The organism is Nostoc sp. (genome assembly GCF_036918015.1).
GTDB lineage: Bacteria > Cyanobacteriota > Cyanobacteriia > Cyanobacteriales > Nostocaceae > Nostoc.
Genome location: NZ_JBALEO010000060.1, coordinates 152,015 through 177,493 on the forward strand (window position 1 = coordinate 152,015; position 25,479 = coordinate 177,493).

Annotated in this window: 19 protein-coding genes; 10 read left to right on the forward strand and 9 right to left on the reverse strand. The window is 42.1% G+C overall.

Going from position 1 to position 25,479, the window contains the following annotated elements; genetic code table 11:
* Positions 1 to 178 precede the first annotated feature (178 nt).
* Positions 179 to 1,858, forward strand: coding sequence for a hybrid sensor histidine kinase/response regulator (locus V7K61_RS14420; protein WP_335053983.1), 1,680 nt, complete (start codon positions 179 to 181; stop codon positions 1,856 to 1,858).
* Between the two features lie 36 nt (positions 1,859 to 1,894).
* On the opposite strand, the gene V7K61_RS14425 is transcribed toward V7K61_RS14420, so the two are convergent.
* Together V7K61_RS14425 and V7K61_RS14430 are read right to left on the reverse strand one after the other, a co-directional pair.
* Entirely contained in the window at positions 1,895 to 2,353 is a 459-nt protein-coding gene (locus V7K61_RS14425; protein WP_335053985.1) for a DUF29 domain-containing protein, read from the reverse strand.
* A gap of 341 nt (positions 2,354 to 2,694) precedes the next feature.
* The gene (locus V7K61_RS14430) at positions 2,695 to 3,804 is read right to left on the reverse strand and encodes an S-(hydroxymethyl)glutathione dehydrogenase/class III alcohol dehydrogenase (protein WP_334838227.1); all 1,110 of its coding nucleotides are present in this window, start codon (positions 3,802 to 3,804) and stop codon (positions 2,695 to 2,697) included.
* A 367-nt stretch (positions 3,805 to 4,171) separates the two neighbouring features.
* Here V7K61_RS14430 and V7K61_RS14435 point away from each other — a divergent pair, with 367 nt between their 5' ends.
* From V7K61_RS14435 to V7K61_RS14470, 8 genes are all read left to right on the forward strand, one after another.
* Positions 4,172 to 5,455: a valine--pyruvate transaminase gene (locus V7K61_RS14435; RefSeq protein WP_335053987.1), complete on the forward strand. Its 1,284-nt coding sequence runs from the start codon at positions 4,172 to 4,174 to the stop codon at positions 5,453 to 5,455.
* A 114-nt stretch (positions 5,456 to 5,569) separates the two neighbouring features.
* The gene (gene rimM / locus V7K61_RS14440; RefSeq protein WP_335053989.1) at positions 5,570 to 6,343 is read left to right on the forward strand and encodes a ribosome maturation factor RimM; all 774 of its coding nucleotides are present in this window, start codon (positions 5,570 to 5,572) and stop codon (positions 6,341 to 6,343) included.
* A gap of 120 nt (positions 6,344 to 6,463) precedes the next feature.
* Entirely contained in the window at positions 6,464 to 6,718 is a 255-nt protein-coding gene (locus tag V7K61_RS14445; RefSeq protein WP_335053991.1) for a hypothetical protein, read from the forward strand.
* Positions 6,718 to 7,077 (forward strand): type II toxin-antitoxin system PemK/MazF family toxin, encoded by a 360-nt coding sequence (locus tag V7K61_RS14450; RefSeq protein ID WP_335053993.1) that lies wholly within the window; start codon positions 6,718 to 6,720, stop codon positions 7,075 to 7,077. Before V7K61_RS14445 ends, V7K61_RS14450 begins: the two co-directional genes overlap by 1 nt.
* 186 nt (positions 7,078 to 7,263) lie before the next feature.
* Positions 7,264 to 9,645: a phosphoketolase family protein gene (locus tag V7K61_RS14455; protein WP_335053995.1), complete on the forward strand. Its 2,382-nt coding sequence runs from the start codon at positions 7,264 to 7,266 to the stop codon at positions 9,643 to 9,645.
* Positions 9,646 to 9,859: 214 nt separating this feature from the next.
* Positions 9,860 to 11,473: a DUF1565 domain-containing protein gene (locus tag V7K61_RS14460; protein ID WP_335053997.1), complete on the forward strand. Its 1,614-nt coding sequence runs from the start codon at positions 9,860 to 9,862 to the stop codon at positions 11,471 to 11,473.
* A gap of 603 nt (positions 11,474 to 12,076) precedes the next feature.
* Positions 12,077 to 14,188, forward strand: a complete 2,112-nt coding sequence (gene argZ / locus V7K61_RS14465; RefSeq protein ID WP_335053999.1) for a bifunctional arginine dihydrolase/ornithine cyclodeaminase — start codon at positions 12,077 to 12,079, stop codon at positions 14,186 to 14,188.
* A gap of 34 nt (positions 14,189 to 14,222) precedes the next feature.
* Positions 14,223 to 14,768: a DUF2085 domain-containing protein gene (locus V7K61_RS14470; RefSeq protein ID WP_335054001.1), complete on the forward strand. Its 546-nt coding sequence runs from the start codon at positions 14,223 to 14,225 to the stop codon at positions 14,766 to 14,768.
* 371 nt (positions 14,769 to 15,139) lie between these two features.
* Here V7K61_RS14470 and V7K61_RS14475 read toward each other — a convergent pair whose 3' ends face one another.
* Entirely contained in the window at positions 15,140 to 17,149 is a 2,010-nt protein-coding gene (locus V7K61_RS14475) for a glycosyltransferase family 2 protein (RefSeq protein ID WP_335054003.1), read from the reverse strand.
* Position 17,150: 1 nt separating this feature from the next.
* A complete protein-coding gene (locus V7K61_RS14480) occupies positions 17,151 to 17,357 on the reverse strand; it encodes a hypothetical protein (RefSeq protein WP_335054005.1) in 207 nt (68 codons plus the stop codon).
* Between the two features lie 849 nt (positions 17,358 to 18,206).
* On the opposite strand from V7K61_RS14480, the gene V7K61_RS14485 reads away from it, so the two are divergent.
* The gene (locus V7K61_RS14485) at positions 18,207 to 18,851 is read left to right on the forward strand and encodes a response regulator transcription factor (RefSeq protein ID WP_335054007.1); all 645 of its coding nucleotides are present in this window, start codon (positions 18,207 to 18,209) and stop codon (positions 18,849 to 18,851) included.
* A 402-nt stretch (positions 18,852 to 19,253) separates the two neighbouring features.
* Here V7K61_RS14485 and V7K61_RS14490 read toward each other — a convergent pair whose 3' ends face one another.
* From V7K61_RS14490 to V7K61_RS14510, 5 genes are all read right to left on the reverse strand, one after another.
* Entirely contained in the window at positions 19,254 to 20,531 is a 1,278-nt protein-coding gene (locus tag V7K61_RS14490; protein ID WP_335054009.1) for a glycosyltransferase, read from the reverse strand.
* Between the two features lie 699 nt (positions 20,532 to 21,230).
* Positions 21,231 to 22,490: a glycosyltransferase gene (locus V7K61_RS14495; protein WP_335054122.1), complete on the reverse strand. Its 1,260-nt coding sequence runs from the start codon at positions 22,488 to 22,490 to the stop codon at positions 21,231 to 21,233.
* Positions 22,491 to 22,709: 219 nt separating this feature from the next.
* Positions 22,710 to 23,177 carry a DUF2141 domain-containing protein gene (locus tag V7K61_RS14500; RefSeq protein WP_334895248.1) on the reverse strand — a complete coding sequence of 156 codons (468 nt, stop codon included), beginning with the start codon at positions 23,175 to 23,177 and terminating at the stop codon, positions 22,710 to 22,712.
* A 10-nt stretch (positions 23,178 to 23,187) separates the two neighbouring features.
* Positions 23,188 to 24,195 carry a glycosyltransferase family 2 protein gene (locus tag V7K61_RS14505; protein ID WP_335054011.1) on the reverse strand — a complete coding sequence of 336 codons (1,008 nt, stop codon included), beginning with the start codon at positions 24,193 to 24,195 and terminating at the stop codon, positions 23,188 to 23,190.
* Between the two features lie 240 nt (positions 24,196 to 24,435).
* Positions 24,436 to 25,440, reverse strand: coding sequence for an NAD-dependent epimerase/dehydratase family protein (locus tag V7K61_RS14510; RefSeq protein WP_335054013.1), 1,005 nt, complete (start codon positions 25,438 to 25,440; stop codon positions 24,436 to 24,438).
* Positions 25,441 to 25,479 lie beyond the last annotated feature (39 nt).

A 25,479-nucleotide genomic window follows, 5' to 3' on the forward strand; every position in this document is an offset into this window, starting at 1 on the left:
TTACGAATATTCACTTGCAAAAATTAAAGGTGTTTATACCATGAGTCAAGAAAAAATGCGTTAACAGATTGCACTTTCAATATCTAAAGTTAAGATTACGATTAAGAGTAGGTGTCTGCTGAAACCTACCCGCTTTACCTAAGTTTTTATACAGACATCCCTTTTGTTCGGAGTTTTTATGAAAAATATATTACAAACCTCCATCTCTCAAGCACAGAATTCAGATCAAAGCTATAGCATTTCGTCTTACAACAGGCTGCTTTCGGTCGTTAAGGATTTGGCTTGTGTGCGGACTATTGAGGAAATTATTGAGATTGTGCGTTTAGCTGCTCGCGATCTCACAAATGCTGATGGAGTAACTTTTGTATTGCGGGATGGTGAATGTTGCCACTATGTCGATGAAAACGCCATTGGCCCACTTTGGAAAGGTATGCGTTTTCCGCTCAAGTCTTGCATCTCCGGTTGGGCAATGCTGAATAAAAAAGCAGCCGTAATTGAGGATATTTACCAGGATACACGGATTCCGATTGAAGCGTACAAGGTGACTTTTGTCAAGAGTTTAGTGATGGTTCCCATTCGGGTTTCCGAACCACTGGGTGCGATTGGAGCCTACTGGAGTACACGCCACCTAGCCACACCCGAAGAAATCGGAATGCTAGAGATTTTAACCGATACTACAGCAGTTGCGATCGCAAACGTGCAACTTTTCCAGAAATTGACGAACCAAAACGCCCTAAAAGACAAATTTATTGCGATGCTGGCTCACGAACTGAGAAATCCCGTTGCCCCCATCTCCAACGGCGTTCAACTACTGAAGTTGAAGCTAGGACAGACTGGCGCAGTTGGGGAAACAGTTTTAATGATGCAACACCAGATTAAGCACCTCTCGAAATTGATCGATGAGTTACTTGACGTATCATCCATCACTTATGGGAAGATTTCATTAAACCTTGAGAAGGTTAATCTGGTGGAATTGGTTCGCCAGAGTCTCAATGACCACGCACAAGCAATAAAAAGATGGAATCTTAACGTAGTACAAGACTTGCCAAACACGCCCGTGTGGGCTTATGTTGACTCCACTCGCTTCTTCCAAATCTTTGGGAACCTTCTTGATAACGCCTTAAAGTTTTCCCAGCCAGATGGGACGATCTGGGTAGATTTCTCAGTTATTCCAGGTGAGAATGGCTCAGGTAGTGTGGCGGCCTTATCTGTAAGAGATACAGGCATAGGGATAGACCCGACAATATTACCAGAACTTTTCGAGCCGTTTACCCAGGCCGATCGCAGTTTAGACCGTTCGCGGGGCGGGCTAGGTTTGGGACTTTCGGTAGTAAAAAGTCTTGTAGAACTTCATGGTGGTAATGTTGAAGCCTCAAGTAGAGGGATAAATTTGGGAGCAGAATTCAAAGTCACTCTCCCTATATGCGAAGAGATTACAACCTCGGACAACGACCTAGAGATTACAGAGGCGGCGAAAAAATCGTTGAAGATTTTAGTCATCGAAGATAACGAGGATTCAGCCTTATCATTACAAGCAGTACTTGAGCATTTTGGGCATGAAGTTTCAATTGCCAAAAATGGAATTTTAGGGGTAGAAACTGCCAGGAAGCTTGAGCCTCATGTGATTATTTGTGACATCGGACTACCTGAAATGGATGGATTTGCCGTTGCACAGGAACTAAGTAAAGACTCCAAACTTACTCGCTCAATTCTGATTGCACTTACCGGCTACGGTAGCCAAGAGGATCGGCAGCTGGCGCTGAAGGCTGGTTTCAAATGTCACTTGACCAAGCCTGTAGACTTTGAAATACTGATAGCAGAAATCGATCGATACTTTGATGGAGTATTATCAAGTTGAGAAATTTTGCTACTTGTGAATTTTGACTGAGGAGTGTCAATCCATTAAATCATCTGTGGTAGACTCACCGGGATAAAAGCGATCGCTTAAAATTTCCTCAAAAGGATATAAACATTGCTGGGGAAAAGTTGAGAGTGGCAGATTTGTTTCTCCTGATGCTAAATCCCTACCGTTGTCATAAGATTCCTGGAGTGCTTCTTCAATGTAAGGTTTCAGACTAGGATTTTCGCTCAACAACTTGATAATTTCTCGTCGTTGTACTCTAATTGTTGCTAACCAACTACGGCTGCGTTGCTTCGGTTGATATTCCCATTTGAGTAAATGTCCAATTAACACACTAAAACGATTTCTCAATTCTTGGCGTTCCTTTCTTCCCAAAGATTCAATTTCCTCAATTAAATTGGGTAAGTCAAGCTGGTTCCATTGATGATGACGCAAAAGGTTAGCCTGTTGTTGAGTCCAACTGTAGAAGTCTGCTTCATAGAAGTTTGGCATCAGCTTTTTTGTTGTTTTTCAGCTTTGTAGGGTCTACATAATTTTAAAATGCATAATTCATAATTATGTTTCAGATAGAGATTTAAACCTTATCTGAAACAGGACTGTCTGCGTAAGCATCAGAGGATGTTTAAAAAGTGGTATGTTGTGATTTTAATCGAATTATTACCCCCCTTAATTCCCCCTTGTAAAGGGGGGAAACAAGAAAATTCGGTTCCCTCCCCTTTACAAGGGGAGGGTTAGGGTGGGGTAAAAAAATATTTGATACATCAATCATGACTTTTAAAACATCCTCTCAGTCACAAATTACGAATTACGAATTACAAATTACGAATTACGAATTAAAAAGTTACCACACTGCGAATTGATTCACCTTTGTGCATCAACTCAAAAGCATCATTAATTTGCTCAATGGGCATTACATGGGTAATTAAATCATCAATATTTATCTTACCTTCCATATACCAATCAACAATTTTTGGCACATCTGTACGTCCTCTAGCACCACCGAATGCCGAACCTTTCCAAACGCGACCAGTTACTAATTGAAACGGACGAGTACTGATTTCCTGCCCAGCACCAGCAACACCAATAATCACGCTCACACCCCAACCTTTATGGCAGCATTCTAATGCTTGACGCATCAATTTAACATTACCGATACATTCAAAGCTGTAATCAGCACCGCCTTTTGTTAAATCAACCAGATAAGGAACTAAATCACCCTCTACTTCTTGAGGATTCACAAAGTGTGTCATGCCAAACTTTTCTGCCAAGGCGCGTTTGTTGGGATTAATATCGACCCCGACAATCATATTTGCCCCTACCATCCGCGCCCCTTGGATGACATTTAAGCCAATACCACCCAAACCAAAAACCACAACATTTGCTCCAGGTTCCACCTTGGCAGTATTGATAACTGCACCAATACCAGTAGTCACACCGCAGCCAATGTAACAAACCTTATCAAATGGCGCATCTTCCCGAATTTTTGCCAAGGCGATTTCCGGCAGCACCGTATAGTTAGCAAAAGTGGATGTACCCATATAATGATGAATCATTTGCCCATCAAGACTAAAGCGACTAGTGCCATCAGGCATCACACCGCGTCCTTGAGTTAGGCGAATGGCTTGACAGAGATTAGTTTTGAAACTCAGACAATATTCGCACTGACGACATTCGGGAGTGTAGAGGGGAATCACACGATCCCCTGGTTTGAGACTGGTGACACCAGCGCCTACTTCCACTACCACGCCAGCACCTTCATGTCCCAAAATAGCTGGAAACAAACCTTCTGGATCGTCACCAGACAAGGTAAAAGCGTCGGTATGACAAACCCCGCTTGCTTTCACTTCAACTAACACTTCGCCGGCTTTTGGCCCCGATAGTTGAACGGTTTCAATCGTCAACGGCTTACCTGCGCTGTAAGCTACTGCTGCTTTAACTTGCAATGTCAGCGCTCCTGTATAGTTTTGTCATATTTGAGTTTATATCGGGGAGTGCTTTTAAGGATATGGGGCAAAACATTTCTGTTAGCGGATAGCTAAGGTTTAGCCCGTGCTGAGTGAAGAGTTTTGTTTATCTGCTTGTTTCCTCATAAATATTGAACGCATGATAAACTTTTGTATTCCTTCATCGTATTTACTCAGCGCGATCGCGGCTACAACGATAAATATTATCACCTTTGTTAAAATGTCATTCTCTAGCTAGATTGGTTAAAGGCGGCAACAGCTGTTTTGGCAACGATGTAAACTGGATGTCAGCAGCAAACCCCAAATAATTTGTCCACCCCTCAATTAATATATTTTATTACAGCTTATGAACCCTGCCCTAACTCAAATTGGCGCTCAAATGTCCAACCTGACTGGCGTCAGAGCAATCATGAAGGATATTATCGAAACATTACGAGCGGGTGCAGGGCGGCAGTTTATTAATTTGAGTGCTGGTAATCCGTTGATTTTGCCAGAGGTAGAACAATTATGGCGGGATTGCACTGCACAACTTCTTGCTAGTCCAGAATATGGTGAGGTAGTTTGTCGGTATGGCTCAAGTCAGGGTTATGCACCATTGATTGAAGCGATCGCTAACGATTTTAACAAACGCTACGGGTTAAACTTAAGCGATCGCAATATCCTCATCACCCCCGGTAGTCAAACCCTCTACTTCTATGCTGCCAATACCTTCGGTGGCTATACCCCCAGTGGTGAGTTAAAACAAATCGTTTTACCCCTCAGCCCTGACTACACAGGTTACGGCGGTATCTGCTTAGTTCCAAAAGCCTTAACTGCCTACAAACCAACTCTCGATATTGATGCAGCTGCCCACCGATTTAAATATCGCCCGGACTTCAGCAAACTTACGATTACAGAAAATACGGGTTGTGTCCTTTTCTCTCGCCCCTGTAATCCTACTGGTAACGTCCTCACCGATGATGAGGTGAAAAAGATTGCCGCCCTGGCTGCACCTTACAATCTACCTGTGTTGATTGACTCAGCTTATGCGCCTCCCTTCCCAGCATTGAACTTTACCGAAATGACACCAGTCTTTGGTGATAACATTCTCCACTGCCTGAGTTTATCGAAAGCGGGATTACCAGGGGAAAGAATTGGTATAGCTATTGGAGATGAAAAGTGGATTGAAGTGCTGGAGTGTTTTCAGGCAAATATGAGTCTCCATTCTTCACGTTACGGCCAAGCGATCGCAGCTTATGCAATCAATTCTGGCCGCTTAGTGGAAATTTCTCATACTGTCATCCGTCCCTTTTACCAAAATAAATTTACCGTTTTAGAAACCAGCCTAGAACAGGCGATGCCCAAGGATTTACCTTGGTATCTCCATCGCGGTGAAGGGGCAATTTTTGCGTGGTTGTGGTTACAAGATTTACCCATCAGTGACTGGGAATTTTACCAACAATTAAAGCAAGTAGGTGTGATTATTGTCCCTGGAAGTACCTTCTTCCCCGGTTTAGAGGAAGAATGGGCACACAAGCACCAATGTTTCCGCATCAGCCTCACCGGCAGCGATGAGGAGATTGCCACTGCCATGCAACGTTTAGCAAAAGTAGCTGAGGAAGCTTATAAAGGTGCGGCTGTGACTGCCTAGTACCGCAAGGCGGAATTAAAAATTAAAAATTAAAAATGAATACAGCGTAAGCGTTTCATTGATTTGGAATTGGTGGTTTATTTCCGCCGTGTTGTACTAGTAGGAAAAATGGAAATGAAACACGAAGAAGCTAATAAAGAGATCGGAGGCAGAGGTGCAGAGGGGCAGAGGGGCAGAGGGGCAGAGAAGCAGAGGGGCAAGAGAGTAGGAGGAAATTCAAAAATTCAAAATGTCCAATCTCCAGCCCCTAATAACCAGCCCTTAGTTGCCAGTCCCCGATCCCCAGCCCCCAATCTTGATGATTGGCTAGAAATTGGTAAAATTGTTTCCCCTCAAGGATTGTCTGGAGAATTACGGGTTTATCCTGTATCTGACTTTCCCGAAAGATTTGAGGTGCCAGGAAAACGTTGGTTGTTGCGTTCAGGTGACACAGAACCACAACCAATCGAATTATTGACAGGACGTTATATCAGTAACAAAAACTTGTATGTAATCAAATTAGCTGGCGTGGAAAATTGCGATCAGGCGGATGCGTTGCGCGGTTGTAAGTTAATGGTGCCAGCTAGCGATCGCCCCCAATTAGACGAAGATGAATATCATGTCCTCGATTTGATTGGTTTGGAAGTCTTCATGCAAGCATCTGGCGAACTCGTGGGTACGGTGGTAGACATCATCCCCGCTGGCAATGATTTGTTAGAAGTAAAATTACACCCATCTTTTACCACTGACAAAGGACAAATGACAAATGACAAAGGACAAATGACAAATGACAAAAAACAAATGACTGTTTTGATTCCATTTGTGGAAGCGATCGCACCAGTAGTAGACTTGAAATCTAATCGTATTGAAATTACACCACCGCCTGGATTATTGGAAATTAATAATTAGGTTATTCCTCGATCTGCCTCTAGCTAGTTTTGCTGTACTGGATAGTTCAAGGAAAAGCAAAGCTTGAAGCATGAGAAAATTAGAGTACATACTTTATTTATTAATCTAGGAAGTGTGGGAATGCCAGAAAAACCAACAGCAACTATTCACAAGCAACTACTGGAAATATTGTCCCAATTGCCCAAGTCTAGTCAAGAAGAAGTATTAGATTTTGCTATCTCTCTCCAGAAAAAAAAACTAACTCAGCATTGGGATGCTATTTCTGATGTTGAGGCTGCTGCATTGAAAACTGAGTTTGCTAATGAAGATTTAGCTTTTGCAGAATCCGTTTTAACTGATTATCTCTCTCAACTTCAACAAGAGGACGCAGTTTGATGCGAGGAGATGTTTATTTAGCTGACTTGAATCCAAGTCGAGGTTCAGAACAAGCAGGTATCCGACCAGTTATCATTGTTCAGCGAGATCGACTAGCTCAGTTTACAACAACATCTGTAGTAGTTCCTTTAACCACTAATCTGCGACGCACTATTATACCAGGTACAATTGTCATACCTTCAGGTGAAGGCGGTTTAACGCAAGAGTCAGTGGTACTTTCTTATCAAATAGTTGTTATCGATAAGCAGCGATTAATCCGAAAATTAGGAAGTCTTTCTCCTAATTATTTATTAATGCTAAAAGTAGCATTAGATTACACTTTACAACTAGATAATTATGACGAAGAAAATGCCGATTGATAGTATTAATCAATCGCATAGGTGTAATCCATCGTAGACATCGCTTTCCAACCTTTGCCTAAAGCCAAGGAATTTAGTAGCAAAGGCTGAAAAAATTCATCATGGGTAGATGGCCATCATCTGGAAAACAAGTATAATTGCTTACTGATGAACCCATCAAAAACCTTTTGGAATGGAGTGTCGATAATGACATTAGCAACGACTCCACAAACAAAGCCTTTAACTGATGAAGAATTACAAAAGATAAACGCCTACTGGCGTGCAGCTAACTATCTTTCCGTTGGGCAAATATATTTACTCGACAATCCGCTACTAAGAGAACCCCTAAAGCTGGAACACGTCAAACCCAGACTATTGGGGCACTGGGGAACAACGCCAGGGCTGAACTTAATCTATGTTCACCTGAATCGGGTCATCAAAAAATATGACCTCAACACAATCTACATTGCTGGCCCCGGTCATGGAGGCCCTGGATTAGTAGCCAATACTTACTTAGAAGGCACTTACACTGAGTATTATCACAACATCTCCCAAGATGCTGAAGGAATTCAGAAACTCTTCAAACAGTTTTCTTTCCCCGGTGGTATTCCCAGTCACGTAGCACCGGAAACCCCTGGTTCGATCCACGAAGGCGGAGAATTAGGTTATGCCCTCGTCCATGCTTTCGGTGCTGCCTTTGATAACCCTGACTTAATTGTTGCTGCTGTTGTCGGTGACGGTGAAGCCGAGACAGGTGCTTTAGCAACTAGCTGGCATTCCAACAAGTTTCTTAACCCTGTGCATGATGGTGCTGTACTTCCCATTCTGCACCTGAATGGGTATAAAATTGCTAACCCAACGATCCTGGCACGGATTAGTCATGAGGAGTTGGAGAGTTTATTTATAGGCTACGGCTACAAACCATACTTTGTAGAAGGTGACGATCCCGCAGATGTCCATCAGCAGATGGCGGCGACTCTAGATATAGCGATCGCCGAAATTCAAAGTATCCAAAGGGAAGCCCGCGTACATGGTTTCACTGAACGTCCCCAGTGGCCGATGATTGTCTTGAGAACCCCCAAAGGTTGGACAGGGCCTAAAGAAGTGGATGGCAAAAAAACTGAAGGTTATTGGCGATCGCACCAAGTTCCCTTTGGTAATATAGCTAAACAGCCAGACCACCTGAGACTTCTAGAAGATTGGATGAAGAGTTACAAACCAGAAGAACTCTTCGACGCTAACGGTAAACTGATTCCTGAATTAGCAGAACTCGCCCCCAAAAAGCATCGACGCATGGGTGACAATCCCCACGCTAACGGCGGTATTTTGCTGCATGACCTGAAAATGCCCGACTTTCAAGACTATGCTGTAGATGTCTCTGAACCAGGGAAAGCGATCGCAGAAGCTACCAAAGTGACCGGCAAATTCTTGCGGGATATCATGCGACTTAACCAAGAAAGTCGCAACTTCCGTATCTTCGCCCCCGACGAATTAGCATCGAATCGCCTAGACCCTGTGTTAGAAGTTACAGACCGGGTTTGGGAAGCCGAGATTTACCCCGAAGATGACCACCTTTCCCCCGACGGTCGGGTAATGGAAGTTCTCAGCGAAACTTCTTGCCAAGGATGGTTAGAAGGCTACCTCCTCACCGGGCGTCACGGGTTCTTCACTTGCTACGAAGCATTCATCCATATCATTGATTCTATGTTCAACCAACACGCCAAATGGTTGAAAACCACCAGACATATTCCCTGGCGTAGACCAATTGCTTCCCTCAATTACCTACTCACCTCTCACGTTTGGCGACAAGACCATAACGGTTTCTCTCACCAAGACCCTGGTTTTATCGACCATGTACTTAACAAAAAAGCCGAGATTGTTCGCGTCTATTTACCCCCCGATGCCAACACCCTGCTGTCGGTAACTGACCATTGTCTAAAAAGCCGCAACTATGTTAACGTCATCATTGCTGGAAAACAGCCAGCATTGCAATATCTCAACATAGATGCAGCCATTAAGCACTGCACCAAAGGCATCGGCATTTGGGAATGGGCTAGCAACGACGAAGGCGACGACCCAGATGTAATCCTAGCTTGTGCTGGGGATATTCCCACCTTAGAAACCTTGGCGGCTGTAGACATCTTGCGTCAGCACTTCCCAGATTTAAAAGTGCGGGTAGTGAACGTAGTCGATTTGATGACACTCCAGCCAAAAAGCGAACATCCCCACGGCTTGAGTGAAAAAGATTTTGATACAATTTTCACCACCAACAAACCCGTTCTCTTTGCCTTTCATGGCTATCCCTGGCTAATTCATCGCCTAACCTACCGCCACACTAATCATCAAAACATCCATGTGCGTGGCTACAAGGAAGAGGGAACTACCACAACTCCCTTTGATATGGTTGTTCTCAACGATTTAGATCGCTTCCATTTAGTAATTGATGTAATCGATCGCGTCCCCAAACTAGGATCTAAGGCAGCTTATGTCAAACAGCACATGCGAGATAAGCTGATTGAACACAAGCACTATGTTGAGAAGTACGGCGACGATGTGCCGGAAATTCGTGACTGGAAGTGGCCTTATTAAAAGCAGATGAAGGGAAAGCAGGCAGAGGGGAAACTCTTCTCCCTGCTTCTCCCTTTTTTATAACTTACGCAGAAGAGATTCTCTAACTCCCAAAAGCATCTGCATAATTTTTTAACTTTGCAGTGAGAAGTACTTAAAGTTACTTAATGCATCAAACGCTACTTACTTTCATAGTTAGCGCTAGGATAGCTATGTCTTTTTTGAAAGTATAAATATGGCTCAAACTTTTTACGTAAATCCAGTATCAGGTAGCAATACCAACCCAGGTACTCAACAAGCCCCCTTCAAAACTATTACACAAGCCCTCAAGGTAGCGACTGTTGATACCAAGATTCAACTAGCAGATGGTAATTACAATGCTGCTAGTGGTGAAGTCTTTCCGTTAACGATTCCATCTGGCGTAACAGTAGTGGGTAATGAAGCCAATAAAGGCAATGGTATTTTAATTGAAGGAAGTGGTAGTTACCTGAGCCGTACTTTTGCTGGTCAGAATGTCACATTTGTGCTGCTGGATAAAGCTGAACTCCGAGGAGTAACTGTAACAAATTTAGCTAGTCGTGGTAGTGGTGTCTGGATCGAATCAACTACCCCTACTGTTGCTAATAGCACCTTCATCAACAATAAGCGGGAGGGAGTATTTGCTACAGGCGATGCTAACCCAGTGATTCTAGGTAATGTGTTCAGTGAGAATGCAGCTAATGGAATTGCGATCGCTAAAAATTCTAAAGGTCAAATTGAAAATAATACCTACTTTAAAACAGGTTTTGGCATTGCCATTAGTGATACTGCATCACCCATCCTTCGAGATAACAGAATCTATGAAAACCGTTCTGGGATTGTCATCTCTGGTAGTGCCCGTCCCGTATTACGTAATAATGTCAGTGAAAATAATACTGATGATGGGATTACAGTAATTGGAACTGCTCTACCGGATATCGGTAGTATCAATAGTCCAGGGGGCAATACTCTACGCAATAACGGTAAATTTGATTTGCAAAATGTCAGTTCCAACAAGCTGATTTCTCTAGGAAATAAAATAGATGTGTCTAAAGTCGCCGGAAACATAGAGTTTGCAGATAGTTCGGTTCCAACGCCAACACCAACACCAATACCGACACCAACTCCAACGCCGACACCGACACCAACACCAACTCCAACGCCAACACCGACACCAACGCCAACTCCAACACCGACACCAACGCCAACGCCAACTCCAACCCCAACGCCAACACCAACCCCAACTCCAACTATTGAATTAACTGATATTGCGAATCATTGGGCAGGTGGGTTTATTCGAGAATTAGTCAAATTGGGGATAGTTAATGGTTTTCCCGATCGCACATTTAAACCCGATGCGACGATGACACGGGCACAATACGCGGCAATACTGGTAAAAGCTTTCAACCCACTACCAAACCGTGCAGCGATCAAATTCAAAGATGTACCAACAGACTTCTGGGCATCTAAAGTTATTGAGCAGGCATATCAAGGTTCATTTCTCTCTGGTTTTCCCGACAATACCTTTGGCCCTAACAAAAATATTCAGCGCGTGCAAGTGATTGTCTCTCTGGTGAATGGACTGAAGTTATCTGCTGATGGTACGGCAACTATCAAAGTTTTTGATGACCAAGCCAAGATTCCTGAATATGCCAAGGATGAGGTAGCAAAAGCTATAGACAAGGAAATTATCGTCAATTACCCAAACCTGAAACAACTCAATCCTACCCGCGATGCTACACGCGGTGAGGTAGCGGCGATCGTGTATCAAGCATTGGTAGATGCTGGGCGTGTAGCAGCAATCAATTCGTCTTATATAGTGACTACTTGATTAGTCATTGGTCATTGGTCATTAGTAGTTTTGTAGTGGCGTGACAAGACTAAAATGTTGCAATAAATTTTCTTGTGGGGCGGGCATCTTGCCCGCCAATTAGGACGGGCTAGAAGCCCATCCCACAAGAGTTTGCTAATGCACGAATTTAGTCTTGACACGCCAGTAGGGTGTGTTATCGCGTTAGCGTAACGCACCATTAGAGATTTTCGGTGCGTTAGGACTAAAATCCATAACGCACAACCCCAAATTAAAGCTCATGTGGAGCCGATTTTTCGATTTGTGTACACCGTAGCCTAAAAGGAGAGAGGTTTTCTAGATGCCGTGAAAAGTCAAAAGAGCGATCGCTACCAATATTTACTATTGACTGCTTTTAACGGTGTTTTCACCTGCCCCACTTTCTTGGAAACCAGATTAAATTAGGGTTTTTGAATTTTGAATTGGTATTATTACTCTGTTCCAGTAATAGAATTGATAACGAAGGCTTGGTAAAGTCTTCAACTCTCAAAAGATAGAAGCTTTAGTAGCAGATTTTACCTGTAAAAAAACAAAAATCTGTATTCAAAGTAAGCTTGTAGCATATAAAACGCTTGTAAGATTTTTATGACTTCCCGGATTCGCTTTTTAATGTGCCCTCCTGACCACTACGATGTGGACTATGTGATTAATCCTTGGATGGAAGGGAATATTCACAAGTCATCGCGCGATCGCGCCGTGGAACAGTGGCAGGGACTACACCAAATCCTTAAACAACACGCCATTGTAGATTTAGTACCACCTGAAAAAGGCTGGCCTGATTTGGTTTTTACCGCCAATGCTGGCTTAGTTCTGGGTGATAATGTCGTCCTCAGTCGCTTTTTACACAAAGAACGTCAGGGAGAGGAGCCTTTCTTCAAACAATGGTTTGAGGCAAATGGTTATACAGTCAATGAACTTCCCAAAGATTTGCCCTTTGAGGGAGCAGGAGACGCACTCCTAGATCGGGAAGGACGCTGGCTATGGGCGGGATACGGTTTCCGCTCGGAATTAGATTCTCACCCTTATCTGGCTAAATGGCTGGATATTGAGGTGCTATCCCTGCGATTAATAGACGAACGTTTCTATCACCTGGATACTTGCTTTTGTCCCCTAACAAATGGCTATTTGCTTTACTATCCCGGTGCTTTTGATTCTTACTCCAACCGCTTAATTGAAATGCGAGTCGCACCAGAAAAGCTAATCGCAATTGAAGAAGCCGATGCAGTCAACTTCGCTTGTAATACGGTGAATGTGGATAACATCGTCATCATGAACAAGGCGAGTGATGCTTTGAAAGCCCGCCTTGCAGATGTAGGTTTCCAAGTGCTGGAAACACCGCTGACGGAATTTCTCAAAGCTGGTGGTGCGGCTAAATGCTTAACTCTCCGGGTGACAGAACCAGTTAGAGATGAAATTCATGCCAATGTCTCGGTAGAAAGCCGCGTCATTCGGATGGAAGGGCATTTGCTAGATGCTGGCTTAATTAACCGCGCCTTGGATTTGATTATAGATGCCGGGGGAAGTTTCCAAGTCCTGAATTTCAACTTAGGAGAACAGCGACAAAGTACCTCAGCCGCAGAGGTGAAGGTATCAGCACCATCTCATGAGGTGATGGAAGAAATCATCTCAATGTTGATTGATTTGGGTGCTGTAAATTTACCCCATGATGAGCGAGATGCCAAACTGGAGCCGGTAATCCAAGATGGTGTTGCGCCTGATGATTTCTACGTCAGTACAATTTATCCCACCGAAGTCCGAATTAATGGTTACTGGGTGAAGGTAGAAAATCAGCGAATGGATGGCGCGATCGCCATTACTCAATCTCCCACAGGTTTAGTTGCTCGGTGTAAAATACTACGCGATTTAAAAGTTGGCGAACAGGTAATTGTAGACGTTTTAGGTATCCGCACCATCCGCAAAACTGAATCGCGCGAAGTCCGCAGCACTCAAGAATTCAGCTTTATGTCGGCGGGAGTTTCCAGCGAACGGCGCGTGGAAATAGTCGTTGAGCAAGTGGCTTGGGAATTACGTAAAATCCGAGATGCTGGTGGTAAAGTAGTTGTCACGGCTGGGCCTGTGGTGATTCACACTGGTGGCGGCGAACACTTGGCGCAACTGGTTCGGGAAGGGTATGTACAGGCGTTGCTGGGTGGGAATGCGATCGCAGTTCACGACATCGAGCAAAATATCATGGGCACTTCCTTGGGTGTGGACATGAAGCGGGGTGTCGCCGTTCGTGGTGGACACCGCCATCACCTGAAGGTAATTAATAGTATCCGCCGTTATGGCAGCATTCCCAAAGCTGTGGAGGCGGGAGCAATTAAAAGTGGCGTGATGTATGAATGTGTCCACAATAATATACCTTTTGTGCTTGCGGGTTCGATTCGGGATGACGGGCCTCTACCTGATACCGTAATGGATTTGATTCAAGCACAGGAGGAATATGCCAAACACCTAGAAGGTGCAGAGATGATTTTAATGCTGTCATCAATGCTGCACTCCATTGGCGTGGGAAATATGACCCCGGCTGGTGTGAAAATGGTGTGTGTGGATATTAATCCCGCTGTAGTGACTAAGTTAAGCGATCGCGGTTCTGTAGAATCGGTGGGTGTGGTGACAGATGTGGGATTGTTCCTCAGTCTGTTAATTCAGCAGTTGGATAAGTTGACAAGTCCTTATGTAAATAAGGTAGGTTAAGAAAACGTAGACGCAAAGACGCAGACAAAGGGAAATGACAAGAGTAGCTTTCAGTGAATTGCAGGTTAATTGGGTCAGTTTTATAGCTGATTTCTTGTTGATAGGTATGGTTTTTGGCCCGCCTATCGCTCCCTTTTTGGCTGCGTCTGGAGTGTCTTTGCTTCCTGGGATTGCGGACATCATTTATTTCATGGGTAATCATGTCTGTCCGCAACCAGATATGGGGTTAGATTTAGCACCACCGTTTATTATGGCTGTATGTATGCGCTGCTACGGCACTGTAACGGGTTTGCTAATTACTCGTCTGCTGTATGGCGTAACTGGTGGTAAGGGATTTTACTGGTTGAGTCAGTATGGCTGGAGTGGTGCGGCGCTAGCCAGTGTGCTGATGATGGCTTATCCTTTGGAATTGGCAGCGCAGGTTTTCGGTTTGTGGAGTTTTAATAACTATCTGGTTACGCCTTTTGGGTTGATTACGGGTTTGGCGTGGGGATTGTTTACTATGCCGATCTTACATGGGTGGCGGGTTGGTAAAATCGTAAGAATTCAGGAGTCAGAATCCAGGAGCCAGAAGGGTTAAAAAATAAGGAGAAATATTTAATGAATGAATTTACTAATTCTATAGATACTTTATTATTCTGACTTCTGACTCCTGGGTACTGAATTCTTACGTAAAATCAGCTTGCATGAATTGTAGAATTAGAAACCGCACGTCAGTCGCCTCTCCTACTTGACATAGAAACGCTAACAATTGTATTTAGACCGAGAATTCTTTTGTGTCCCAGTCATCAGATGGTTGCAAGCTCTTGATATCCCCTTTGAAATGCCAGTAATTATTCGAGGCAAACATGGCGGGACTGTTTTCGGTCTACTGACATTTTTACCAGACCAGATATAGTTTTTGCAACACAACCCTCACGTTAATCGGAAAAGTCAGATGCACTTTTCGATTCAAAAACCCTTTTTTAGTCTCATCGAACTCACGTTAAATATAATTCCCGATAAAACACTAAACCCTATGTAGAAAGCATATAAAAGTATTATCGAAGTTTGTACATTAGGAAAAATCATAATACTTATTGTCAAAGTAAAGTTTGATAAAAGCCATGTACAAACAAAGATGTTCCTAAATTTTTGACGCGACTGTTTTAACTCCTGAGATCCTCCAGTTAATCCTTTAGTTCCCCAACTGACATCATGTATATTGTGAAATGCATAGGATTGCAACACAAGCCATACTGGCAAATCAATCAGAAAATATAGGATTAGACTCTTCCAGCTTTGCTTTAAAAACCATTGTCCATGTAGTGCAATACTGAGGAAGATTAATGCAGGTAACATGCAAAGTGCAAGAAGAAGATTAAGTAATGCAGGATAACCTGTCCAAAGAAAAGCACAAATTAAAGAACCAATAATAACTGCTGAAAAAGATAAACGACTAGCGACGTTCAGAATTAAGATAAATTGATACTTCTTATACAACTCGCCAAGTATCAATATTGTGGTTACAGAAAAAAGCTCTATTCCTAAAAATAAATCAATTATTGGTACAAGTGAGGGAGAATGGATTTCTAAAATAGATTTCGTATATGTATAGAGTAGAATTGTTGAACCACATATAGTAGCTGGACAAAACCAAGTAAGAAGTGCTGTCAGAAAATGGTAAGCAGATGCTCCTACGAAACGAAATCTATCAATTAAGTCAATATCTCCGTTACGGAGATACTTAAAACTCTTGAAGAGCATCCAAAGGCGAACAGTAAAAATACTATTAATCCAGCGTCGCCGTTGACGTAACAACTCTGATAGAGATTGACAAGCGTCTGTGATTACTATTGCAGATGGGACAAGGGCTATCTTCCAGCCATAAGAGGAATTTGTAAGAATTTCAAAACCAATAATTCGGTCTTCTGCCAAAAACATATTAGATTCAAACAAACCAAGTTTTCTTAAACCCCGAAAATATTCTTTCAAGGGAAAGGCTTGTTTTTCTTCGACAAGTTGATCTGATCTTTGAGGGTACAAAGCCTTCCAGCGTAACATACTGAACTGTCCAGGAAGAATACTGAGGTATCCTGCTGCAATTTCGGGAGGAAAAACTAGGACTTTTTCAACACTAAAATGACCATACTGCCAGGTTGATACTATATCCGATAATATAGGAGGCTTTGGAGTGAGAACAAAACTAGCAGTTCCTGCTACATTCTGATGTTGTTCCATATAACTCCAAAGGAGGTGCATACAGCTAGCAGTAGGTACTGATCCAGCATCCATTTGGATACAATATCGAGGAAACAAGTAGCGACTAAGAGCCATAAAAAACCACCAATGGGTGTTCAATTTTCCTGCATTGTGTTCCTTAATACAAAGTAAAACTCTTGGTAGAAGTTGCTCTTTGTTTTTACCTTGTTCCTCGATATAACCTGATGAATTTATTTGATTATATTCCTGTGCTGTCCGATAAATATGCTGCAAATGTTTATCAGATAATTCACTCTCTGTAAAAAGGTCAGTACAGTGTTTCAGCCTTTTATTATCAAGCATCCCATCAAAAATGTGTACTCCTGCTCCAGACTTAACTTTTTCTGGATCGTATAGTTTTAGATCCTCTATTAAATTAGCGGCAGAAGGTGACATCTTGTCCCGACCATCAAAAATAATACAAATTGTGATTTGACCTGCTAAAAAAGGTTTTCCGATACTCGCTAAATAGTCAATGTTGTTTTTTATGCCCGCAAGTGAGTAAAGCAAAGCTTCAGCAGGTTCGTTGTAGACAGTAATGCAACATAGTATCTCGGGGCTGGAATCTTTACAAAGCTTTTGCAGCAATTTTTCAGAACTCTCTATGGGACAAAGCTGATCTATATCCGTTGGTTCAAAAAAAGCATCAGGAATGAAGAAATAATCTGGCGTCAGTCCGATGGCGTTGGTAGTTGGGGCGATAAAATTCAGGTCAGCCATGTTAGTTTTCTCTTGATTCAAATATACGGTTAATCAACTTACTCGTTTGCCGCACTTCCCCTACCCCAGTTAATAGGGTGTCAGGTGTCGGTGCGTTGGTTTGGTAAGTTGTGAATGCCAAGCTGAGATTTTGCTTGCATAGCCAAGAGCCGAATTGCTCACAAGCGTTGATTTCTAGTCCACTAGGGGCAGAAACAAGGGTTTGCATTGGTTATTGGGTTAAAGGAGACTAATTAACTTTGATTTGTTACCTTGGAACGTTGAATGCTTCCACAGGCGCGACATTATGCGACTTTATTTAATAAAGAATTAGCATTGAGGTTAAGAAAACGCAGTAAAGTAGTCCTCTGCACCGTCTGTGTTTGAGGATTAAAACTAGCTTGATGTCTGCTCGGTTAGGCAGTTTTCTAAATTTTTGCTTTGGCAAAATGGATTATATAGCGATCGCCTTAATGGCCGCATCGAACAAAGATCCAAGTTTTGACTAGGATCTTTGTCCTATATAATTAATACTTATGTTGAATGATGAGAGTAGCGATACCTACGGTGGGAATTGCCTGTGAGCAATTAAAATCTGCGCTGCACTTTTTTTCTTCACCCTATACAAATCATTATTATTTTTCTCTCGTTGTATAAAACCACCCTATGTTTCCCGAAGCAAGAAGGGGGAACAATTTAAAGCCTCTCTCCTAAAAATAGAGAGGTTTGAAGAGAGGTCAAAATTGTATTTTACGCTTGCTTGTCGAGAACCGTTATAGGCATAAATAAAATTAACTATTAAAAGCGCGATTTGTTCTTTTTAATTGTTTATTGACAAGGGTTTTAGGCGTATTTGATTTTTGTAATATAGCTATGTTTATTTCTATCATCTTACTGAGTAAAGACAGGCTTATACTTATACATAACGTAAGATTTTTCCGTGATTGACTGGCGATAAATAAAAAATTCAAGATTAAGAATCTCATGCATAAATACTGAAAATGGAACAGTACTATAATGTAGTAAATGTATTAAAGTATTAAAAATAGTTTCAATATCTATCCCGGATTTATATTATATGAAAAAAGATAAATCATTGAAGCCAATTCGGGTGATTACTGTTGACGATCATGAAATCCTGCGGAGAAGTATTAAATTTGTCTTGCTGGCGTTTGATGACATTCAATTAGTGGGTGAAGCGCGTAATGGAGATGAAGCAATACATTTGTGCGAACAGTTGAAACCAGATGTAGTGTTAATGGATTTGATGATGGTGGGAATGAATGGGGCAGAAGCAACAAGAGCTATCCGCAAAAAATACCCAGAAATTCAAGTTTTAATTTTGACGAGTTTTCTAGAGAATGACTTGGTACAGCAAGCAATGCAAGCCGGAGCTATTGGCTACTTGCTCAAGGGTGTCTCGATTGATGAGTTGGCGGATGCCATACGAGCCGCTGCGATCGGTCGGTCTATGTTAGCAGCAGAGGTAATTCAGGCATTGATGCAACCGAGCAAACCATCATCCCAACCTGTCTATGAACTGAGCAAGCGACAAAGAGAGGTTTTAGGACTGCTGGTTTTAGGATTAAGTAATGAAGCGATCGCTAAACGGATGAAACTGAGTCCTTCTACCATTAGGCATCATGTCAGCCAGGTACTAAATAAGTTAGGAGTAACGAACCGCACTGAAGCTGCAACTACAGCAGTGCGAGTTTTAAGATAATTGATTTTGACAAGAGTAGTAGCGATACTTACGGTGGGCTACACCAACGGCACTACTCTTGTCACGCCAGTTTTAATTTTTGCAGGTTGATACATTTAATACCAATTCAATTAATGATTGCAACACATCCTTGGGTAAAGACGCGATGAATCGCGTCTCTACAAATGGTCTATTTGTCGCATTCTTTTTTCAAATTGGTATAAGGTGCAGGTCAATGCAACAAAGGTGCAGCCCTAGTAGGGAAGGGAAAAATTCAAAGTTTCATTAACTCACCGCTGCTACTAGCTGCAACTACGAGAATGCAAGTCGAATGTGTTTAACGATCCTAAAACTCGTTGGTGCAAAAAGTTGCAGTGCTAGCGATCGCTAGTACTGTAAATACTAGCGATCTGTTTGTGATTGTTATCGTCTTATACTGGTTGTACCTACTTCCACTTTCTGCGCTCCTTCAATGATTTGGTAAAGTTTGTGTTCAAATTTCTGCATACATGCCGACCAATCAAATTCGAGTATAGAGGGGCGAGCGTGTCTAGTCATATCTGCTTTCAAATCGGGATTTTCTAGAATCGCAATTACCTTTTGGGCAAAATCTGTAGGATTGTTCGGTTGGGCAAGGAAGCCGTTACGACCAGGAAATACTTGTTCTGAGGTTGACGGCGCAACAACAGCAACCAGAGGAGTTCCAGAGGCTAATGCTTCGTTATTTGTCGTGCAGAAGTTCTCGGTGACGGAGGGGTTGACAAAAACATCCGCTCTGGCAAACCAACCTAGAAGTTCTGTACCATGAGACTCGCCCCATACAGTAATACCCGATCCAAACTTTTTAGCACGTTCGCGGATCTCTTCATCTAGCGGGCCACTACCAACAATTACCAGATGAACATCAGGAATTTTGGCAGCTATGACTGGAAAGATATCAAGCAATTGGTTGACATTCTTTTCGGGTGTGATGCGTCCGACAAACAATAGAGTTGGTCGGCTATCGTTGGGAATTGGGTCGTAACAAATGTTTCGCGGGTGAAATTTTTCGCAATCGATACCTTGATAAGCGACGTATTCAGCGCGTTGGCATTTCAGTTCTTCGTATTTAGTCAGTTGCTCTTTAGAAGAGAAATAATTGAAGTCATAAGACTCACTAAATTGCTTAACTAAAACGGGAACGATGGGACGAACTAAATTGAAGAACCTGTCTCCAAAGTAATATTTGATATACGCAACGATATCTGTATGGAAGAGTGATATTATTGGCGTGCCTGTTCGTTTTGCGTATTGAGTGCCGATAGGGCGACCATAACCTTGCAAGAAAAATGAGTATAAACCTCTCATTTGCGCTGCTTCTTCAACCACGATAATATCGGGTTTGAATTTCTCCAGCAACTTGGTATCGCTCCAATGTCGATAGTTCAACGGTTGAGGAAGAGACTTATAGAATAGCAGCGGTTCTGTGGGGAATGCGTAAGCAGAGAAATTGGGGAAAGATTGAATTTCCTCTAAACCTGGCATGGGGCGATCGCCAACATTTTTGGGGTAGCGATCGTTGATTTGCGGATGGACTAGAAAAACCTCATGTCCCTGCTCTAGCAACCAACGAACTCGTTGGTGAACTGCAACGGAAACACCAGTTAAGAAAGGAGCATACAACCCTGTAAACAGTGCAATGCGAAGTTTTTGCTTAGTCATAATAAAGGGGAATATTTCACAAAATTGCTGGTTTTTAACTTAGGATTTACGCAGCAAATGTTTCATGAACATCCTGATTATTTGGCTCAGAAATTCCCAGTAATACAGTTAGACTAAGGATTTACGCATTGTCAAATAGCTGAAATTTTCGATTTTGAAGTGGATGTTTATAGTGCTTCTAGTTTGTGTGCAATAGAGTCTGATCTCTCTCCTTATAAAAGAAATGTTTACTCACCTGGTTTTTCGCGTCAGTTTTACCCCACCCTAGCCCTCCCCTTATAAAGGGGAGGGAACTAGATTTCCGGTCTCCCCCCTTTATAAGGGGGGATTAAGGGGGGTAAATTCAGGGTTTGGGCTTCATTACCAAGATGTGTGTATACCGTAGCTTCTTAAGAGAGAGTTAGAGAGAGGTAGAGAAAAAGTTGGAGATTAAGTAGACTCAATTGCAAACACGTATATAAACCTGGGTTAGAAACTAACAAAACATCCAAAAGGCTAAATCAAAATTCCCCTTAATATATTTGTCTAAACCCTTGCTAAAAATGTAAATACGTTTTGATAATCAACAAGTAAAGACGTATATTTTTACAAGGGTTATAGCTAATATACTTCTACTAAATATAAGATAATATAATTTGAAGACTAGGGAATGTTTAGTGTAATAACTTTCATGCCCTAGTTGATATTTAGCGATTTAATTCAAAGAGAAACCTTGCTATTAATAGGCTGATCCAGCCATTGATAAGGGCGATATTCCACTAAGCGGATATTCCAAGGCCCTTTAACCCGATAGCTGACACCGCGCCAGGTAACTGTTGATGTCCACAGGGATGATAGCATCGCTAACCCATAAACCCACTGTGTCAACGGAATTCCAATCAACATTTTAATGATTGTAGCAGCTGATAATTTGGCGATCGCCTGGTCATTAGAGCGAACCACTCGCTGTATCTCTAATTCCAACACCAGCATTATCAAGAGTAATCCGACAGTGTAAACTCCATAGCAGACTAACAACAGAGCCGCAGCTTCCCATTTTGCCTCTAACAACGACTCTAGAACTAACACGCTCAGTAGAGTCGGAAACAAAATGCTAGAAACAGCTTCACTAACAAGAGCTAACCAACGGGGATGATACAGTCGAGAAAAAAGGATAAGGCGCTTGAGATAGTCTATTAAGTTGAATAAATCAGTCTCTTCACGATTAACTATTAGCAGCGAAGGCACAAACTTTACCTGAAAACCATGTTTTTTCAGGATGTCGTGCATCATAAAATCTTCGCCTAAAGCTTGTCCCCACTTATCTAGCAGTTCTGTTTGGCGAAGCACTTCTGTTTTCACAGCCAAAGTTCCACCCCAAGGAATCTGGAAGATAAACATTTGCACTACTGTGGATACATTGCCGACGTACCGCACTAAAGAACCCCAATACCTACCTGTTGGTACGTACCAACGATTGCCGGTTGTTGCTCCCACTTTGGCATCGCCTAGAGGACTGACTAATTCTCGCAGCCAATTCAGATGAACTATAGTATCAGCATCGACTAAAGCAACCACCTTGTAGGAGTCGTCCAACTCTCGGACAGCTTGGATTAAAGAACTGCATTTGAGACTACAACTGTTACGTACTATTCTCAAAGGACTGATTTGAACGTTGGTCGCTTCTTGCTCTGTGATGGTTTCACTAGCAATTTTCCAAGCAGGATCTTCGTGACTATCAACGATTAACTTTAAATCATACTGTGGATAGTTTTGATTTAGGAGCGATCGCAAACATCTAGGCAAAAACGGATCGGCTCCGCGTAAGCAAAGAATTACTGCTGTTTTGGGCAGCTGGTCATCTGGTAATAAGTTTTTTTTAGACGAGCGCAGATACCATATAAAGACAAGCGTAAAACACACCTGAATAACCAGCCAACCCATCAAAGACTTAGACAGAAATATTGCCAAATCTTCCATTAAATTTTTAATCTCCGACAGAATAATGGATTGGGCATTGGGCATTGGAAAGAGGACAAGGGGTGTGGGAGGTGTGGGAGGTGTGGGGGGTGTGGGAGGTGTGGGGGGTGTGGGGAGTGTGGGAGGATGGGGAAGATAGTCTTACCCCCCCACACTCCCCACACTCCTCTTCCCCCTCTGCCCCCTGCTCCCCTGCTTCTTCCCCACTCCCCATTCCCTTTACGAATCCAGCGAATATTTCATGATGATGTTAACTGTCGTATTTTTGTTTACAACAAAACTGGCATCACGAAACTTTGGTGTACCTGTTTGTATGGACACAGTTGGATTTTTGGAAATTCCAAAACCTTCTTTGGGAATACCGAAAAAGTCTTTATTGAGTTTGCGATCGCCATTTTGATCGTCAACCACAGCGACAGCATAAGTTCCAGGTTTCAAACCGGAGAATTCTTTTTTTACAGAAGTGCCAGTAATCTTAGCGCAGCCACTTTGAGCTTCACTAGTACTACTCATTGGAAATCCTTTTTCATTTGCATAAACTCGGAAGCAAATCTCACCTTTTTGGTGATGTATTCCATTTACTACAACATTAAGTGTTGCAGTTGGCTCTGCGTTCACTGTTTTAGCAAAGCTGATGCTCACTAAAGTAGCAAGCAAAACATGAGATAGTTGAGATAGTTTCAGCATAGTTTTGTAGTCAGAATAGGTGATTTTGATTCGTTAAAAGTGTGGCTTTTTGTTTTTTTATTGATGCTTTTCGCCAACCTTTCCAAAGTCTTGGCAGCACTATTAGTAAATCTTTCAGCAAAAGATATTCTGTCCCTTTTAACTGCTGGTGTAGACTTATATGACAACATAGCCGCTCATTCAAACTCAGTGGACTACGCCATATAGAGAGTATATACTCCCAGATTATTCTCCAATGTGGGAATAAAATTTGTCCTTTCTTTGCTGAATCAAACCACACTGTATACCCATAAAAATCGGGGAGCATACTCAATAATGGTTTTTTGGTTTTGTCAGCAAACAGCAAGTAATTTGGAAAGAACATACTCATTGATTGTTGCGGATGACTTCTGATGAAAAACAGGGATTCAGGAATTTCATAAAACCTACCGAGAATACCAAGTCTTAACAAGAGAATTCCATCTGCATTACCGTAACCACCCATAGGTGGTATCCTTTTCAAAACACTAGCGCGAATTACCCCGTAACATTGATAACATAAATGCTTGGTTAGCAATTCGTGAAAACGCTCCTGTGGCTTTAGTGCATCGGCCTTGACTTTGATATCGTAATTTTGGATAAAATTCCCCTGTTCATCAATGAAATATGCCTGGGAATGACACAAGATTATAGTAGGATCTTGGTCAAGCACCTCGACACACTTCTTGATAAAATCTGGAGAATGTAGATCGTCATGGGCAGCCCATTTAAAATACTCACCCGAAGACAGTTTTAAGACGCGATTAAAGTTACCAGCACAACCGATATTCGTGTCATTGCGGTAGTAACAAATACGTTGGTCTTGCTCGGCATAAGCTCTACAAATTTCCTCAGTTTTATCTGTCGATGCGTTATCTGAAATAATCAGTTCAAAATCTTCAAAGGTTTGAGCCAAGAGTGAATCTATGGCTTCTTTGAGAAATTTTTCACCATTGTATACAGGTAATCCGATGCTCAATCGTGGCTGATTGCTACTCATAGAAAATAAGTATTCGGAAAATCTGTGGATTATTGTATGGTTAATCGTAGTAAGGTAAATGCAATGTAAGAATTCAGAAGTCAGAATCCAGGAGTCAGGATTAAGGATACTTTCATACCAAGCTGAAAATCATTTCAAGTCAATCAAGTGTCTTCTAGCTTCTTCATTTTGCAATCATTCTGTTAGCGGATAGCTAAGGTTTAGCCAATTCTGACTCCTGAATTCCCGAAAATCTGTAAACTATTTCATCAAGCTTTGAATATCTGTTTTTTGCAGCCATTCATGTGTTTGCTGCATTCCTAATTCTAGATCAACTGCTGGTTTGTAATTTAACAGATTTTGGGCTTTGGCAATGGAACAAGCATAAGGACGAGTCATAAAATCTATGGACTCTGGTAAGATATCAACTTTTTTCCGAAAAAGTTTTTGTCCTTGAACGCGTAGCTTTAGAAACAACTTGATTTCATCTTTCGATAATGAAAGGGGTGCTTGCAAATCTTCCATTGCTGCTAAACGCATAAAATACTCTCTCCACGAAGTTTCTTGTCCATCGGTGATATTAAATATTTCACCGTAGATTTCTTTTTCTATCGCGAGAAAGATACCATCAATCAGATTATCTATATATACGTGATTGATAACTCCCTTAGCATCATTGGCACAAGCAAATAATTTTTGACGCATCATCAGAATTGGTCTGACTATCCAGGGAATACTTCCTGGGCCGTAAACATCTCCGGCTCGAATAATGATGATCCCAAAATCTGAGGGATTATTAAGTTCTAATACTGCTGTTTCGGCTTCTATTTTCGTTTGACAGTAGGGATTATTGTCGCCAGAAAGTGGCCCGGATTCTGTAACACCATCAGGATAGTTAAAACCGTAAACCATCACACTAGATAGATGCACAAATGTTTTGACACCAGCTTGTTTAGCGGCTTTAGCCATGTTGACAGTACCGCCAACATTCACATCACGAAAATGCTTAATTGCACCAGCTTCTTCGGCAATTTGCTCTGTATGTAAAACGATATCTACTCCCTGACAAGCCTTTTGAGCAATCGCAGAATCGGTGATACTACCAATAATTACCTCTACACCTAAATTCTGTAATTGTTTGTTTTGTTCTGTCGAACTTTGCAGTCCACGAACCTTCATTCCTTGCGCTATTGCTAACTCGGCTGTACGCAAACCGACAAATTCATTAATTCCGGTAATTAGGAGAGTTTTGTCTTTGAGGTTCATATAGTAAGGGTTATACCAATTTTGGATTTTTGATTAAAA